Origin of the sequence: Mucilaginibacter rubeus (genome assembly GCF_014643835.1) — a bacterium.
GTDB classification, from domain to species: Bacteria; Bacteroidota; Bacteroidia; order Sphingobacteriales; family Sphingobacteriaceae; genus Mucilaginibacter; species Mucilaginibacter rubeus.
Genome location: NZ_BMKD01000004.1, coordinates 99,715 through 114,077 on the forward strand (window position 1 = coordinate 99,715; position 14,363 = coordinate 114,077).

Annotated in this window: 16 protein-coding genes; 8 read left to right on the forward strand and 8 right to left on the reverse strand. The window is 39.4% G+C overall.

What is annotated here, in order from left to right; genetic code table 11:
• Positions 1-19: 19 nt before the first annotated feature.
• The 4 genes from IEX80_RS14305 to IEX80_RS14320 all read left to right on the forward strand — a co-directional run bounded on the left by IEX80_RS14305 (position 20) and on the right by IEX80_RS14320 (position 3,493).
• The gene (locus IEX80_RS14305; protein WP_188833305.1) at positions 20-490 is read left to right on the forward strand and encodes a YciI family protein; all 471 of its coding nucleotides are present in this window, start codon (positions 20-22) and stop codon (positions 488-490) included.
• Complete coding sequence (locus IEX80_RS14310) at positions 491-1,147, forward strand: DNA alkylation repair protein (protein ID WP_188833306.1); 657 nt, start codon at positions 491-493, stop codon at positions 1,145-1,147.
• 443 nt (positions 1,148-1,590) lie between these two features.
• A complete protein-coding gene (locus IEX80_RS14315; protein ID WP_188833307.1) occupies positions 1,591-3,072 on the forward strand; it encodes a PAS domain-containing sensor histidine kinase in 1,482 nt (493 codons plus the stop codon).
• 16 nt (positions 3,073-3,088) lie between these two features.
• On the forward strand, positions 3,089-3,493 hold the full coding sequence (locus tag IEX80_RS14320; protein ID WP_090528481.1) for a response regulator: 405 nt from the start codon (positions 3,089-3,091) through the stop codon (positions 3,491-3,493).
• A 54-nt stretch (positions 3,494-3,547) separates the two neighbouring features.
• On the opposite strand, the gene IEX80_RS14325 is transcribed toward IEX80_RS14320, so the two are convergent.
• From IEX80_RS14325 to IEX80_RS14340, 4 genes are all read right to left on the reverse strand, one after another.
• Positions 3,548-4,018 (reverse strand): hypothetical protein, encoded by a 471-nt coding sequence (locus tag IEX80_RS14325; RefSeq protein ID WP_176628071.1) that lies wholly within the window; start codon positions 4,016-4,018, stop codon positions 3,548-3,550.
• A 25-nt stretch (positions 4,019-4,043) separates the two neighbouring features.
• Positions 4,044-5,024 carry a type I phosphomannose isomerase catalytic subunit gene (locus IEX80_RS14330; RefSeq protein ID WP_188833308.1) on the reverse strand — a complete coding sequence of 327 codons (981 nt, stop codon included), beginning with the start codon at positions 5,022-5,024 and terminating at the stop codon, positions 4,044-4,046.
• Positions 5,025-5,087: 63 nt separating this feature from the next.
• Positions 5,088-6,020, reverse strand: a complete 933-nt coding sequence (locus tag IEX80_RS14335) for a DUF5655 domain-containing protein (protein WP_188833309.1) — start codon at positions 6,018-6,020, stop codon at positions 5,088-5,090.
• Positions 6,021-6,157: 137 nt separating this feature from the next.
• Positions 6,158-7,387 (reverse strand): NADP-dependent isocitrate dehydrogenase, encoded by a 1,230-nt coding sequence (locus tag IEX80_RS14340; RefSeq protein ID WP_090529643.1) that lies wholly within the window; start codon positions 7,385-7,387, stop codon positions 6,158-6,160.
• Between the two features lie 212 nt (positions 7,388-7,599).
• Between IEX80_RS14340 and IEX80_RS14345 the strand changes: the two genes are divergently transcribed.
• Together IEX80_RS14345 and IEX80_RS14350 are read left to right on the forward strand one after the other, a co-directional pair.
• Positions 7,600-8,310, forward strand: a complete 711-nt coding sequence (locus tag IEX80_RS14345; protein ID WP_090528491.1) for a hypothetical protein — start codon at positions 7,600-7,602, stop codon at positions 8,308-8,310.
• An 82-nt stretch (positions 8,311-8,392) separates the two neighbouring features.
• Positions 8,393-8,827 (forward strand): hypothetical protein, encoded by a 435-nt coding sequence (locus IEX80_RS14350; RefSeq protein ID WP_090528494.1) that lies wholly within the window; start codon positions 8,393-8,395, stop codon positions 8,825-8,827.
• Positions 8,828-8,888: 61 nt separating this feature from the next.
• Here the strand turns inward: IEX80_RS14350 and IEX80_RS14355 are convergent, their stop codons facing one another.
• The 4 genes from IEX80_RS14355 to IEX80_RS14370 all read right to left on the reverse strand — a co-directional run bounded on the left by IEX80_RS14355 (position 8,889) and on the right by IEX80_RS14370 (position 13,575).
• Positions 8,889-10,682, reverse strand: coding sequence for a DNA polymerase III subunit gamma/tau (locus IEX80_RS14355; RefSeq protein WP_090528498.1), 1,794 nt, complete (start codon positions 10,680-10,682; stop codon positions 8,889-8,891).
• A 95-nt stretch (positions 10,683-10,777) separates the two neighbouring features.
• Positions 10,778-12,229, reverse strand: a complete 1,452-nt coding sequence (locus IEX80_RS14360; protein ID WP_188833310.1) for a capsule assembly Wzi family protein — start codon at positions 12,227-12,229, stop codon at positions 10,778-10,780.
• A gap of 402 nt (positions 12,230-12,631) precedes the next feature.
• On the reverse strand, positions 12,632-12,868 hold the full coding sequence (locus IEX80_RS14365; RefSeq protein ID WP_090528506.1) for a hypothetical protein: 237 nt from the start codon (positions 12,866-12,868) through the stop codon (positions 12,632-12,634).
• Positions 12,869-12,954: 86 nt separating this feature from the next.
• Positions 12,955-13,575 (reverse strand): hypothetical protein, encoded by a 621-nt coding sequence (locus IEX80_RS14370; RefSeq protein ID WP_176628065.1) that lies wholly within the window; start codon positions 13,573-13,575, stop codon positions 12,955-12,957.
• Between the two features lie 148 nt (positions 13,576-13,723).
• Between IEX80_RS14370 and rpsF the strand changes: the two genes are divergently transcribed.
• Both rpsF and rpsR read left to right on the forward strand, forming a co-directional pair.
• A complete protein-coding gene (rpsF, locus tag IEX80_RS14375) occupies positions 13,724-14,092 on the forward strand; it encodes a 30S ribosomal protein S6 (protein WP_090528512.1) in 369 nt (122 codons plus the stop codon).
• Positions 14,092-14,355, forward strand: coding sequence for a 30S ribosomal protein S18 (gene rpsR, locus IEX80_RS14380; protein ID WP_022833472.1), 264 nt, complete (start codon positions 14,092-14,094; stop codon positions 14,353-14,355). Before rpsF ends, rpsR begins: the two co-directional genes overlap by 1 nt.
• Positions 14,356-14,363 lie beyond the last annotated feature (8 nt).

A 14,363-nucleotide genomic window follows, 5' to 3' on the forward strand; every position in this document is an offset into this window, starting at 1 on the left:
TAATCAACAATCACTTTTTATGAAGAAAGCTTTACTTATCATTGTCGCTCTTGCGTTAAGCCTTAACTGCTTAGCCCAGAATGCTCCGGCCACCAAACCCGTTTATGATGCCACCCTGGCCAAAAAACTCGGAGCCGATGATTATGGTATGAAAAAATATGTGATGGCCTTTTTAAAAGAAGGGCCAACACAACTCAAAGATTCGGCGGCTAATATGCAGCTGCAGATGGCGCACCTTAAAAATATTGGCCGCCTTGCTGCCGAAGGTAAGCTTGTTGTTGCAGGGCCGTTTTTAGATAACCAGCCTTTACGCGGCATTTTTATTTTTAATGTAGAAACTGTGGAAGAAGCCCAAAAACTTACCGAAACCGATCCGGCCATCAAAGCAGGGGCTTTAGTGATGGAGCTGCACCCTTTTTATTGCAGCGCGGCACTGATGCAGGTAGTGCCGATTCACAACACCCTCCAAAAGAAAAGCATGACCAATTAAATGGATGACGTACTATTTGTACTTGAACAGCTTAAAGAAAAAGCTGATGCTGCGTACTTAAAAGGCATGGCCCGTTTTGGTATTGATAATTCGAGGGCTTTAGGGGTAAAATTGCCGGAGATCCGCAAACTGGCTAAGATCATTAAAAAAGATCATGAACTGGCTTTAGCACTTTGGGATACGCAAATACATGAAGCCCGGATGCTGGCCTCCATGATAGCTGATCCTAAACAGGTTACCCCCGAACTAATGGACAGCTGGACCGGCGGCTTTTATTCATGGGATATTTGCGACCAGGTTTGCGGTAATCTTTTTGACCGCACCCCATTTGCCATTGATAAAGCTGTTGAATATAGCAGTCATGAGCAGGAATTTGTAAAACGTGCCGGTTTCGTTTTAATGGCCGAATATGCAGTTCATAATAAAACGGCGCCCGACAAAATATTTACAAACCTGTTTCCCATTATGGAGCGGGAAGCCTGGGATAACCGGAACTTTGTTAAAAAAGCTATTAACTGGGCTTTACGTCAAATAGGCAAACGGAATAATATATTAAAAGTTAAAGCCATTAACACTGCACAAAATATATATAACCAGCCCAGCAAATCGGCCAAATGGATTGCAAAAAACGCGCTTGATGAACTAATAAGAAAATAATGATTTAATATTTTCTACAAAGTTAAATTTCCGGCAAATTGCCTGTAAAATAGGACATTATAAAACCCAATAATAGTTCACCCATATTTACTAAACTGGTGGCCGCAATTTTTTACAATTCAATTACATCAAACAATTTCATGAAGGATACCTTCATTTTTTTAACACAAAAATGAAGTGTGAGCATATTTTTGTAAAATATCACTTCAATTAAGAGTAGATATGGCCAAATATTCTTCAAGCCGTAAATACCAGTAAAAGAATACATTATAAAGTATCAAAAATATTATATTTGAAGCAGGCCAAATGTGGAATAAATGATTGATAAGAAGCCACGGCCATACAACTGATGGTTATAAATTATAAAAACTTCAAATCATGGCACATGTTTTAGTCATATGCACGTGTCAAAAACAAGTTGAATTAGTGAACAGATTGTTGATATGAGTTTTTTTGAAAAGGGCAAACTTTCCGGCGATGATGTACATCTTACCCCTTTGATCAATGATCTGGATACGGGGATCTGGAAGTACAATTTCAATACAAGGGAAGTAAAATGGTCGACGGGCTTCTATACGCTGTTAGGTTATCAAGTCAATGAAATTGAATGTGATGCTTATACTTTTTTTGAACATCTGCTTTACCACGGCGATAAACCGTTTTTTTTCAACGCCATTAACAACAGGATAGCGGAAGACACACCACCGCTCCAATTACGTTTTTTAACAAAAAAAAACGGGTACCAGTGGTTTGAAACCACTATCAGGAAACTGGACGACGAGCATGGCAGTATAGTTTACGGTTCGCTTGTAAACATCAACCGTTACAAACAAGATGACTTATTATCGGCTCATAGCCAAATCACCAATGATGGTGCCTTTAAAACAGCACGCTTAGGCATCTGGGAAATTGATCCTCAAAACATCAATACCATTGTGCTGTCAAAACAAGTATATGACTTATTTGATCTTCAAAATCATTTAAAACTTAGCGTTGAAGAGTTTATTAGTTTTTTTGAGCCTCCGTACCGGCCTGTTTTACAAAATGCTATTAACCATACTGTTGAAGACAGCAGGCCCTTTGATATTGAATTGCTTTTACGTTCGGCCAAAAACAATATGTTATGGCTAAAAGTAAAGGCTGTACCTGTGATTGATCACCTGGGTAAATGCACATCAGTAAAAGGGGTTATCCAGGATATCGACAGCGAAAAAAGAAAGTTGCTGAAACTTGAACAGTCGATAAATTTACTGACCGACCAAAACCGCCGCCTGCAAAACTTCGCGTACATTGTTTCACATAATCTTCGTTCGCATACGGGCAATCTTCAATTTATGGTAAACCTGTTTGAACAAACCGAAACAACTGAAGAGCGGGAGGAGATCTTTTCGCATATTAAAACCATCAGCGACAGCCTGGACCTGACTATCGAACACATCAACGAAATAGTTAAAATTCAAACTGAAATTACCAAAGAGCGGAAGATGGTTGAGTTGGAGCCGATGTTCAAAAACATTTGCTCGGCACTAAAAAATAATATTGAGACCATAAACGCCCACGTTGAAGGTGACTTTACGCAATGCCGCGAGATTAGTTATATACCGGCTTACATGGAAAGTATTTTACAAAACCTGCTTACCAACTCTTTAAAATACAGTCACCCCGACAGGCAGCCCGTTATAAAATGCTATACCTTAACAGAAGGGAAACATATTTATCTCATTTTTGAAGATAACGGCCTTGGTATTGATCTTGACCGTTATGGCGATAAGATTTTTGGCATGTATAAAACATTTCATCAAAATACGGATGCAAAAGGCATTGGCTTATTTATAACCCGTAACCAGATTGAAGCATTAGGCGGAAGCATTAAAGTTGACAGTACAGTAAACGTTGGCACAAAATTTACTATCAGACTGGTATAATTAAAATTACCAAGAGATGATTGCAGAGCGAAGTCCGGCTAACACCTGGATTGTGGATGATGATAGTATTTACGTTTACGGCCTTAAAAAATTAATAAGCATAAAGGAACTGAATACCCAATTAAGCCATTTTGTAAATGGAGAAGAAGCCATTTGCGCATTGAAAAAAGCAAACGAAGACCATAACCTACCCGATGTAATATTACTGGATATTAATATGCCGGTTATGGATGGATGGGAGTTTATGCATGAATTTGCGAAAATAAAACCCCGAACGGGGAAAAAGATCGCTGTTTATATGGTGAGCTCATCCGTTGATCTTAACGATATCCACCGGGCTAAAAATATTTCTGAAGTTTCTGACTATCTGTTCAAACCTGTAAGAATAAATCAGTTAAAAGAGGTTTTTGACAACGTTTAACTGCAAGTGAACGAGCAAGTAAATAAATACGGAACCTAAAAGGCTCCGTATTTATTATTGCTTCATTAACACCGAAGTAGAAATAAAGTATTGGGAGGTATCTTTAAATGTAAGCTGAACTTTTCCGCCTACATTGCTCACCACGCCGTATGAAACAGATTTATTGGACAAAGTAAACTTTATCCGGTTACCGCTTTGCACCCAGGAACCTGACGCAGATGCCCCCTTTTGCCCAATAATAGTGTAACTATTATCAGTCCTTGAAACATAACAATCTTCAGCGCCTACGTAAGCGGCTGTCCATGTGCCATCACCTTTCAGGGTAGTTTGGTTATCACTTATGCATGGAGATACAACGTTTGTATAGGTATCTGAGTGACCGGTGGTGATGTTTATATTCGTTTCTGATATCAGCGAATACTTACCTGCATAAGCATTTACAGGTTCACCCTTTTCTTTTTTGCAGGCATTACCCGCAAGTAATGCCACTGTGGCCAGGCTTAAAAAATATATTTGTTTTTTCATAAACGCAGGAAACAACCGTATGCTATTATTCAATATAGCTTTCCAGTATTTTAAAGCCACCTGTTGTTTCCAGCTCAATTTTATCGATGCTTTTTGGCAACAGGATACATTCGCCCATTTTAACGGCGTACGCTTCATTGTTATATTTAACGGTATATCCACCTTCAACACAAACATGGATCACAAAAGAATCAAGGGCCGAGTAGTCTTTTGATGTGCTTTCATCAAAATCAAGCACATTGGTTGTAAAATACGGGCAGCTAACCAATTTTACGGTTTCATTCTCTTTAGGCTCGTATAATGTTTTGTATTCGGGATAATGTTTATAATCGATAGCAGCAAGGGCTTCTTCAGTATGTAGCTCACGTTTATTGCCTTTATCATCAACGCGGTCAAAATCGTAAATACGGTAAGTGATATCAGATGTTTGCTGAATTTCGGCAATCAATAAACCTTTGCCAATAGTATGCACCCTGCCTGCGGGTAAAAAGAAAACATCATCAGCTACTGCATCTTCTTTGTTAAGGATATCCATGATATGACCGCTGTTTAAAGCATCGACATATTTTTGCTCGGTCATTTCCTGGTTAAAACCGGTAATCAGTGTCGACCCCGGATCGGCTTCAATGATATACCACATTTCGGTTTTACCAAATGAGTTATGGCGTACTTTGGCCAACTTGTCATCGGGGTGTACCTGTACCGAAAGATCATCATTGGCATCAATAAATTTCACCAATAACGGGAAGATGTTGCCGAAGTGATCATAAACCTTTTTACCAACCAGCTCATCTTTGTATTGCTCTAATAAGTCGGCCAGTGATTCGCCTTCCAAAGCGCCCGAAGCTACAACCGAAACATCAGATTTAACGCCGGATATTTCCCAGGTTTCGCCGCAGTTGGGCAGGCTGCCAAAATCTTTATGCAAATAGGTTTTTATCTTTTGACCGCCCCATATCTTGTCTTTATATATGGTTTTAAATTTTAATGGATATAATGCCGACATAGTGTTGTGTATTTTGACCGCTAAGTTAGGAGTTAAATAGATAATTGAAAATGCTAAATTGGTTTACAATATATCTTGATAGGACTTTTCTATTAACGGGGCCGCATAATTTAAATCGGTAACTGTTCTAATCCGTAACCCTCTATTCAATGTCCATCGGTGGGTATCTGGGACTTTAAAAACTTTGCCCAAAGGGTCATTATAGTTTATTGGTCTTAAATAAATTAATACATTATCTGTTTGGATATGTACCTCCACAAACATCTTAGATATTCTAAATGCTATATTATTGGCATTAGCTTTCTCATAGATATTTTCATCCAGTTCAAAAATTGTTTTTCTTAAATCAAAAAACAACTCTTTTACAAAAGGCTGCGCTTTATTTAATTGCCTCTCCAGGTTAATATCCAACAATTGCGATGAATCGTTTTGTTTGATTTGTAGATTAAATTCTTTTATGCTCTCCTTTTTTTTCGAAACGATAATCGTCGAATCTATTTTTTCATCATCCCCATTAACTTTGTCTAAAGCGAAAATATCATTTTCATAATAGTGATATTTATAAAGCTCAAGCCGTAATGGGATGATTTCTAATGTATCGATATCGTATTTACTATAACTTTCAGCAATGCAAATTACTCTCGGATGATGCCAGTCTATTTCAATTGAATTATTATCGCCCAATTTTTTTACAACTAATCTTTCGAAGAACTCAACCTTCTGAGATTTAAGCCATTTCAAATATGATAACGCTTGGTTAATGACGTTATCATTTCTGTTTCTTTTGTATTCGAGAATTACTGGAGCTCCTTCAGAGTCGATTGCCAACGTATCAATCCTTCCTCCATGTGTCGTTGGATATTCAGAATATAAAAATTTAATGTCTAAAATTTCAAGTAAATTTTCCTCAACTAATTTTTGAAGGGCTTTCTCTTTATCTAATGATATAAGATTTAATTTTTGGAGTTTCCCTTTGTTATTTGAATACAATGGCATAATAAGGTCTAAGAAATAATTTAAAAGTAGAAGATTGGCGTTTAAATTATTTTATTCGAGTTATCTTATGAATAAATTCTAACAAAAAGAGGCTGTTCTCAAATCGAGACAGCCCCTTTTATTGAATAAGCATTTTATTATTTACCTAAGCGTTTTTTCAGGTTTTCGTCAATTGCAGCCAAAAACTCCTCGGTGTACAGGTAATCGGTACCATGCTCCACTTTGGGTTTAATGGTAATGGCCAAATCCTTGGTCATTTTGCCGCTTTCAACGGTTTCAATACAAACTTCTTCCAAAGCCTTGCAGAAATTGATCAATTCTGTGTTCTTATCCAGGATCCCACGGAATTCCAAACCTCTTGTCCAGGCAAAAATAGATGCAATTGGATTTGTCGAGGTTGGCTTACCGGCCTGGTGATCACGATAGTGACGGGTTACAGTACCGTGGGCAGCTTCAGCTTCCATTACAGTACCATCAGGGGTAACGAGGGTTGAGGTCATTAAACCTAATGAACCAAAGCCCTGTGCTACAGTATCTGACTGTACGTCGCCATCGTAGTTTTTACAAGCCCAAACAAAGTTACCGTTCCATTTAAGGGCCGATGCAACCATGTCGTCAATTAAGCGGTGCTCATAGGTGATACCCGCTGCTTCAAACTTTTGTTTGTAATCATTTTGATAGATCTCTTCAAAAATATCTTTGAAGCGGCCATCATATTTTTTAAGGATGGTATTTTTGGTTGAAAGGTATAAAGGCCAGCCTTTCATTAAAGCCTGGTTAAAGCAGGCATGCGCAAATCCTTTGATAGACTCATCGGTATTGTACATGGTTAATGCAACGCCATCACCTTTAAAATTAAATACCTCGTATGATTGCTCGGGGCCGCCATCTTCAGGAGTAAACTTAACGGTTAATTTACCTTTGCCTTTGGTTAAGAAATCGGTAGCACGGTACTGATCGCCAAACGCGTGACGGCCAATACAGATAGGTGCTGTCCAGTTAGGTACCAGGCGGGGTACATTGGACATAACAATAGGCTCACGAAAAACAGTGCCGTCCAATATGTTACGGATAGTACCGTTCGGCGATTTCCACATTTGTTTTAACCCAAACTCTTTCACCCTCGCTTCGTCGGGCGTAATAGTAGCACATTTAATACCAACGCCGTATTGTTTAATAGCGTTAGCTGCGTCAATAGTTACCTGGTCGTCGGTTTGGTCGCGGTACTCGATACCCAGATCGTAATATTTAATATCAAGATCAAGGTACGGGGTAATCAATTTGTCTTTGATGAATTTCCAGATTATTCGGGTCATTTCATCGCCATCCAGTTCAACTACCGGATTCTCTACTTTTATTTTTGACATGCCTGATGTGGTTTTTGTTATACAAACGGCCCAAATATATAAAATTGACTTTATCAATTTTATCAAATAACGCAATGAAAAATTATAGATTTCGTTATAATGACAATTATTAGTACCGGCATTGTTGTTTTTATAAACTTTGGTGCTATTTTTATAAAATAAAACGCTTACCATAAAACAAGCTCCTTTTATACAGGTGCTGCCGTTTATTTATGATAAAATCCATACTAAAAATCTCCATTATAATCCTGCTGTGTTCTGTATCTTTTTTAGCTAAAGCCCAAATAGGCTTTGATTATGCACAATATGACGTTGGCTTTGCCGCAGGTATCAACCAGGCCAGTTCCACCGATGTGCAAACCCTAAAAACAACACCTTCTATAAATCTTAACTTTACTTACAATCAAAGCCCGTTTGTAAATTATGTATTTAATGTGGAGGTAGGCCGTTTAAAAGGCGGTTCGCCGGCTACAAGTACTCAAAGGCAATTTGAAAACCATTTCAGTGCTTACTCTTTCAGGGTGCAGGTACAGGCAGGCGAATTAATTGACTACTCGAAAAGTGCTGTAGCCAATGCTTTTAAAAACCTTTACCTGTCATCGGGCTTAGGATACATTAATAATAATGTTGTAGACAGAACACAAGATGCGCTTTTATTAGAGCAGGGCCTGGAATTACCCTACGAACGCAAAACAAATGAAATATTTATACCACTAAGGCTGGGTTATGAGTTTAAGCTGTTTAACAGTTACAACCAGCCTGCAGTTAAAATTGACCTGGGCTACCAGTACAATTTTATTATGGGCGATAATCTGGACGCCTACGTAGCCGGCGCGCATAATGACGCGTATTCGCAGGTTACTTTAGGTTTTAAATTTGCCATTGGTGGTGTTACATCTTACCGCAAACAGATCCATTATTAAGCTTAGGCTAAATCTTTTTTGGTTGATTTGCTTTTTGGCAGGATTTTTACTGCGTATATTTATATAATAAAAGCACAAACCTATGAACTACGATCAAATAGACGATGCAGGTTTCAATGATGATCTGCCTGATCGCGACGAAAGCCTGAAAGATGAACTGGGCGAAACCATTGATAAGGAAGACCTGAGCTATAACCCGGACGATAATAGCTACGAATACGATGTTAAAAGCGATGACCCGGATTATGACCATCCCGACCCGTATCACACTGCCGCAAAAAACGGCGAGGATTTTAACTCCACCTATGACGAGGCAAACCCTTACGATGTAGAGGGCGAATTTGACGAAGACCGTTCGCTTGAAACCGATGTAGATGAATTGGGAATGCACATTGACAACGGAGAAAGTGTTGAGATTGATCCGGTTGATGCCGCCCTTTCTCATACTCCCGAAGATGACCGCGACGACCTTGATGAAGAGGGATACCCCAAAAATGACAGGGAACCCCTGAGATAATTTATTAACTGCTGAGTTGTGGGTTTTTAATTAAGCCCGCAGCTCAGCATTCAAAACCCGGTTAATCAAAATCAAGATTAAACCGGCTTTTCAATTCCAGCAACTGCGGGTTGCGGGCTGCCATATGCTGAAACTTTTCGGGCGCGGTATAAGGCTTACGTACTACCTTTTGTTCGTCAACCCGGGCATTTACCTCGATAGTAAAATTTTTAAGTGTACTGCGCAGATAATTCAACATAACCGGCTTTTCATCCCTGAAAATGTTTTCCTGCACCATATTGCCTACTATTACTTCAAAAACATAGGGCTTTAGCATGCGCGGCGCGCCCGCTGTAAGAACGGTTAGCAAAGTTTTTTTACCCTCTTTTTTTGCGAATGCAGCAAAATCGCTCCAGCATTGCAAAAAGGCGTCCATAGTAAAATCCTCTTTATCCTCTCCTTTTAAATATGGGTCCTCTTCTTCAAGTAATTCTTCCTGCGTTTTAACTTCACCGGTTAATGAAGGGGTGAGCGTACTTCGCGAAGGCATTACTATCTTAGGCTTTTCAGCAGGCGATGTTATTGTTTCTTTTACCTGTACAGATGGCGTTACAACCTCTTTTGGTGGGGCACTGTATACCGGTGCGGCTTCGCTCACCATAGATACAGCAGGGCTTGCCTGCGCTCCGTTAACAGGCGCTACTGTTGAGGTATCAGGTTTTTTTTTTAGTCCCCCGTCGGTCGCGGAAGTTACAGTGAGTGGTGTGGTTGCCAGGTTAAACACCGATGGCAGGTGGCACATCTTGAGTAATGCCAGTTCAACCTGGAGCCGTTGATTTTTGCTGAGCTTATAACTAATATCGCACTGATTGGCAATATTCATGGCCGAGAGCAAAAACGACACCGATGCCTGCTGCGATTGCTGCAGGTATTTTGTTTTAATGCCTTCACTCACCTCAAGCAACTTTAGTGTCGATTGATCCTTCCCCACCAACAGATTTCTGAAATGTTCAGAAAGCCCGGCTATAAAATGCGCGCCATCGAACCCGCGCGAAAGGATCTCGTCAAAAAACAATAATACTTTAGCGGTATCTTCCTTAAGCAGGCTCTCAGTTATATTAAAATAATAATCGTAATCAAGTATGTTCAGGTTATCGATAACCGAACGATAAGTAACTTTGCCACCAGAGAAGCTTACAATCTGATCAAACATCGAAAGCGCGTCGCGCAAACCGCCATCGGCTTTCTGGGCTATGATATGCAGGCCGTCGGGCTCATAACCTATGCTTTCCTTGCCGGCAATTGATGCCAGATGGTTGGCCATATCCTCAACCCTGATGCGGTTAAAATCAAAGATCTGGCAGCGCGAAAGAATGGTTGGCAGGATCTTATGCTTTTCGGTAGTAGCTAATATAAATATGGCATAATGAGGTGGTTCCTCAAGTGTTTTCAGGAACGCGTTAAAAGCGGCCTGCGACAGCATGTGCACCTCATCAATAATATAAACCTTGTAACGTGCCGCCTGGGGCGGGATCCGTACCTGCTCAATCAAACTGCGGATATCATCAACAGAGTTGTTTGAAGCAGCGTCAAGCTCATGAACATTAAAAGAATTTCCGTTTTCAAAAGCCTTGCATGAAGCGCATTCGCCGCAGGCTTCGCCATTGGGCTGTAAATTGGTACAGTTAATGGTTTTTGCCAGGATCCGTGCGCAGGTAGTTTTGCCCACGCCACGCGGCCCACAGAACAAAAATGCCTGTGCCAGCTGGTTATTTTTTATAGCGTTTTTGAGCGTATTGGTTATATGTTGCTGACCAACAACGGTTTCAAAAGTAGCCGGGCGATACTTACGGGCCGAAACAATGAAATTATCCACAAGTGCTAAGGTAGTGAGAAATTAGATTTGGTGAAAGAGCGGCTTTGCTAATTTTTTTACACACCGGCCTCTTCGCCATGTTAAACCCGGCATTATTACATAAACGCTTTTGACACCTTTAAAATAATGCCAAACGAATTGTAAAGCAGGCCCCCATGATCATATGCCAGATCATATCCAACAGAATAACCATTTTTTAACGCCCTGATTCCCTCAAAATAGGTTGAGTATTGATGCACCTTTTTAAATGCCCCATAATTGGCAGGGCTTCGTATTTTGCCTCCAACCGATCTATACAGTTCAGTGCCATTATCATAAGTTCCCATATTTTCTGAATAGGAAAACTTGCCTGTATAAAGCCAGTTAAAGGCATAAAACTGCACACCGGTATGCAACGCTAAAACCCTGTTATTTACAAAAAATTGCTTGTTATTACCTATTTGGCTATCTCTTACATCATTTACTGTAGTTATAAAGGGGGTACCCAATCCAACTTCGTTATATGACCATCCTTCTTCGTACTCATAATTATTGTAATAATTTTCAGCACCTGATTTTGTTTTCTTGGAATCCGCCTTACCAGCCTGGTTCGCTGTGTATAAAAATTCAAATAAAAACTTCTTCCAGTAAAAATGATCCGAGTTTGGCTTGTTATTAACGAAAGTAATTCCGTTTAAGCCATCTGTGACATTAGCTAATGACCTTAAGGCACCTATATCATAAAAGTTTTGGCGATATATTGATACCGTGACCCCATCAAATCTATATTCAGCGCCCATGTCTAACGAACCTAAATGATTGCCAACTTTACTTCCCTGATATAATTTACCGGTAAGCACATACCAATACGTTTCGGATCCCGACAATTGAAAACGGCTAAACACACGTTTTTCATTTCCCCATAAGGCTTCATGATTATAGCCCGCCTGAAACTTAAATCTCCATGATGGCTTGCCTATTTTAACATACAGTGTATTTTCCAGATAATAACCTTTGAAATCTGTTGGCCTTTCACCAGTTCTAACTTTAACATCTCCTAAATAACCACTTGCTAACGTCCCCTTAACTGCAAATAATTTCCCGAAAAATGGAATACTATAATAGTTGGGTATGCTTAAACTAATCTTGGGTATGCCTAAGGCATTACCTGAAATCGGAAATGCCCCGGATGAAAGGGTCGAATCTACAATCCCCACAATATCCTTTGAACGGCCAGCTTTCAATTCAAAAATACCGGCGTGGGCCTTTACAAATCCCTCAACTAAAATAAACTTGCTATTATTTCCGGCATTTCCTCTACCTTCAAAGGATGCGGCCCAGTCGTAAGTTTTTGTTGTATCATAATCTTTCCGAATTTTTCCGATTAAGCTACCGGACCCACCCGATAACGGAATACTGCCAAACTGATTTGCCCTTAACCAAAATGGCACTGAATTATTGGTAGTGACAATGCCCTGGGCCTCCAGGCTAATATGCACATCCTGATTTTGTGCTTTTGCTAAAAAAAAAGATAATAATATCGGCAATAAGACGACTAATTTTTTCATAACAGACAGTTTCGGCTAACGATTAATTTCAAATAACAAAAAATGATAATCTATTAAAAATAATATTATTTTTTTATTAAAATCACATCAATAATACTATTGCTAATACAAAAACAATCGTAATGTAGCAAATAAATTACATTATTCGCATTTTAACTTCAAATTAAATTTAACTATACGTTTAAGTCAATGAAACTCAGGTCGAAAAAAATTAAATCATGAAGAAAAAAATAGACACAAAAGAGCCTGCGTTATGATTACTACGCAATTTTAATTTAACTCAGCTTAGGGAATAGGCTGCTCTGATTGCCTTTTTAAGGCAGCAACAGGAAATAAACAGGAATAAGCAAAAAGGAACTTAATATATCGCGGTCAAACAAACACGACTTAACACATAATATATTAAATATCATCATCAGGCAAATGATCATCATCTTCGGGGTCGGGCTCACCGATACTGCCATCAACCTGTATTTCATGCAGATCTTCTTTATCCTCAAGGATATCATCAAAATCTTCATCTTCCTGGTCGTCCCAGTCGCCTTCAAGGGGATCATCCCCTCCGCCATACATTAAGATCTCATCGAAAGTAAGCGGATTGCTTGTTCCTTTTTCGGCTTGAATAGTTGCGGGTTGCATAGCTTATGAGTTTTTAAGTAAAACCATAAGCTATGCCATAAGTTTTAGAAAAAATATTGTTTTTATCAACACAATCTCTCCCCTGTTTACAGAATATCTATCGATACTATTTCCTTTACCGTATAATACCCCTTGGCTTGCGGCAGATACACTTCCAGGTCCTTCCAGGTTATCTGCAGTTTTTTACCGGCAAGTTTAGCCGGTGAAGCATCTATAAATTTCTCAGACCCGGAAAACTGCCTGAGCCAGATAAATGATTTTTCGGCCGCCGCCTTATCTGTTATAACAATATAATTGAATCCTTTTGTATCAATCCGTTTAAATACGCCGGTAGTAACCTGCGCGCCGGTACCCTCAGCATCGTCACCCTTTCCCATTTTCATGGCCAGTTGCATAAAAGATCCACATTTTTGCTTCATCAGGTTTTTACCGATCTCCACGCCTACTTTACTCATTGCCGGTTCATCGGTTACCTCAACATTTTGCTCTTTGGCTACATCCATCAGCAAGTCGGCATGGTTTTCAAAGCACTTTTCAAAAGCATCATTGGCAGCTTGTTTGGTAGATATCTTTGCCACGTCAATTTTGGACAGTTCCTTACAAAGCGAATCAAGCAGGCGTTGCTGCGCGGGCCCTATTGTTTGTGCTTTTATTGCACCGGTTGTTGTTATAAAAAATGCGATAAAAAGGAGCAGGTTCTTTTTCATAATATTAATTTGGCTGCTAATATAGCACTGCCGGGCTAATTTGCTGTTACACACGTAGCATTTCATTTAAAAACATTTGATTGTTTCAATAATTACCCCTACATTTGCAGCCCCGTTATAGCGGGTAAATAATTAAAAATCAAGTATAATGCAACAGTACGAAATCGTGATCGTTCTAACCCCGTTGCTTTCAGAAGAGACTGCTAAAGAGGCAAATGCCAAATACAGCAAAATTCTTACTGATGGCGGAGCCGAAATTGTCCAGGAGGATAATTGGGGTTTGAGAAAATTAGCGTACCCAATCCAAAAGAAAACTACAGGGTACTATCACTTAACTGAATTTAAGGCTCCGGGTGAATTAATTAACAAATTGGAGATAGAGTTAAGGCGCGATGAGCGTGTTTTGCGTTTCCTGACCATTGCTTTGGATAAACATGCCATTGCTTACAATGACAAAAAACGCAGCGGTGCTTTTAACAAAAAACCAGCAGCTAAAGCAGAGGAGGCAGCAAACTAATGGCTAACGAACAAATTAAATATGTTACCGCTCCAAAAGTGGAGGATAACCGTAAAAAATACTGCCGTTTCAAAAAGAACGGTATCAAGTATATTGATTACAAAGACGCAAACTTTTTATTAAAGTTCATTAACGACCAGGGTAAAGTATTACCACGCCGTTTAACCGGTACTTCATTAAAGTTTCAGCGTAAAGTGGCACAGGCTGTTAAACGCGCACGCCACATCGGTTTATTACCTTACGTTACAGATTCATTAAAATAATAGGAGAT

Excerpts from the sequence above, each read along its gene's own strand:
- IEX80_RS14305 (WP_188833305.1), top strand. The coding sequence starts at position 20 with ATGAAGAAAGCTTTACTTATCATTGTCGCTCTTGCGTTAAGCCTTAAC.
- IEX80_RS14310 (WP_188833306.1), top strand. The coding sequence starts at position 491 with ATGGATGACGTACTATTTGTACTTGAACAGCTTAAAGAAAAAGCTGAT.
- IEX80_RS14315 (WP_188833307.1), top strand. The coding sequence starts at position 1,591 with ATGAGTTTTTTTGAAAAGGGCAAACTTTCCGGCGATGATGTACATCTT.
- IEX80_RS14320 (WP_090528481.1), top strand. The coding sequence starts at position 3,089 with ATGATTGCAGAGCGAAGTCCGGCTAACACCTGGATTGTGGATGATGAT.
- IEX80_RS14325 (WP_176628071.1), bottom strand. The coding sequence starts at position 4,018 with ATGAAAAAACAAATATATTTTTTAAGCCTGGCCACAGTGGCATTACTT.
- IEX80_RS14330 (WP_188833308.1), bottom strand. The coding sequence starts at position 5,024 with ATGTCGGCATTATATCCATTAAAATTTAAAACCATATATAAAGACAAG.
- IEX80_RS14335 (WP_188833309.1), bottom strand. The coding sequence starts at position 6,020 with ATGCCATTGTATTCAAATAACAAAGGGAAACTCCAAAAATTAAATCTT.
- IEX80_RS14340 (WP_090529643.1), bottom strand. The coding sequence starts at position 7,387 with ATGTCAAAAATAAAAGTAGAGAATCCGGTAGTTGAACTGGATGGCGAT.
- IEX80_RS14345 (WP_090528491.1), top strand. The coding sequence starts at position 7,600 with ATGATAAAATCCATACTAAAAATCTCCATTATAATCCTGCTGTGTTCT.
- IEX80_RS14350 (WP_090528494.1), top strand. The coding sequence starts at position 8,393 with ATGAACTACGATCAAATAGACGATGCAGGTTTCAATGATGATCTGCCT.
- IEX80_RS14360 (WP_188833310.1), bottom strand. The coding sequence starts at position 12,229 with ATGAAAAAATTAGTCGTCTTATTGCCGATATTATTATCTTTTTTTTTA.
- IEX80_RS14365 (WP_090528506.1), bottom strand. The coding sequence starts at position 12,868 with ATGCAACCCGCAACTATTCAAGCCGAAAAAGGAACAAGCAATCCGCTT.
- IEX80_RS14370 (WP_176628065.1), bottom strand. The coding sequence starts at position 13,575 with ATGAAAAAGAACCTGCTCCTTTTTATCGCATTTTTTATAACAACAACC.
- rpsF (WP_090528512.1), top strand. The coding sequence starts at position 13,724 with ATGCAACAGTACGAAATCGTGATCGTTCTAACCCCGTTGCTTTCAGAA.
- rpsR (WP_022833472.1), top strand. The coding sequence starts at position 14,092 with ATGGCTAACGAACAAATTAAATATGTTACCGCTCCAAAAGTGGAGGAT.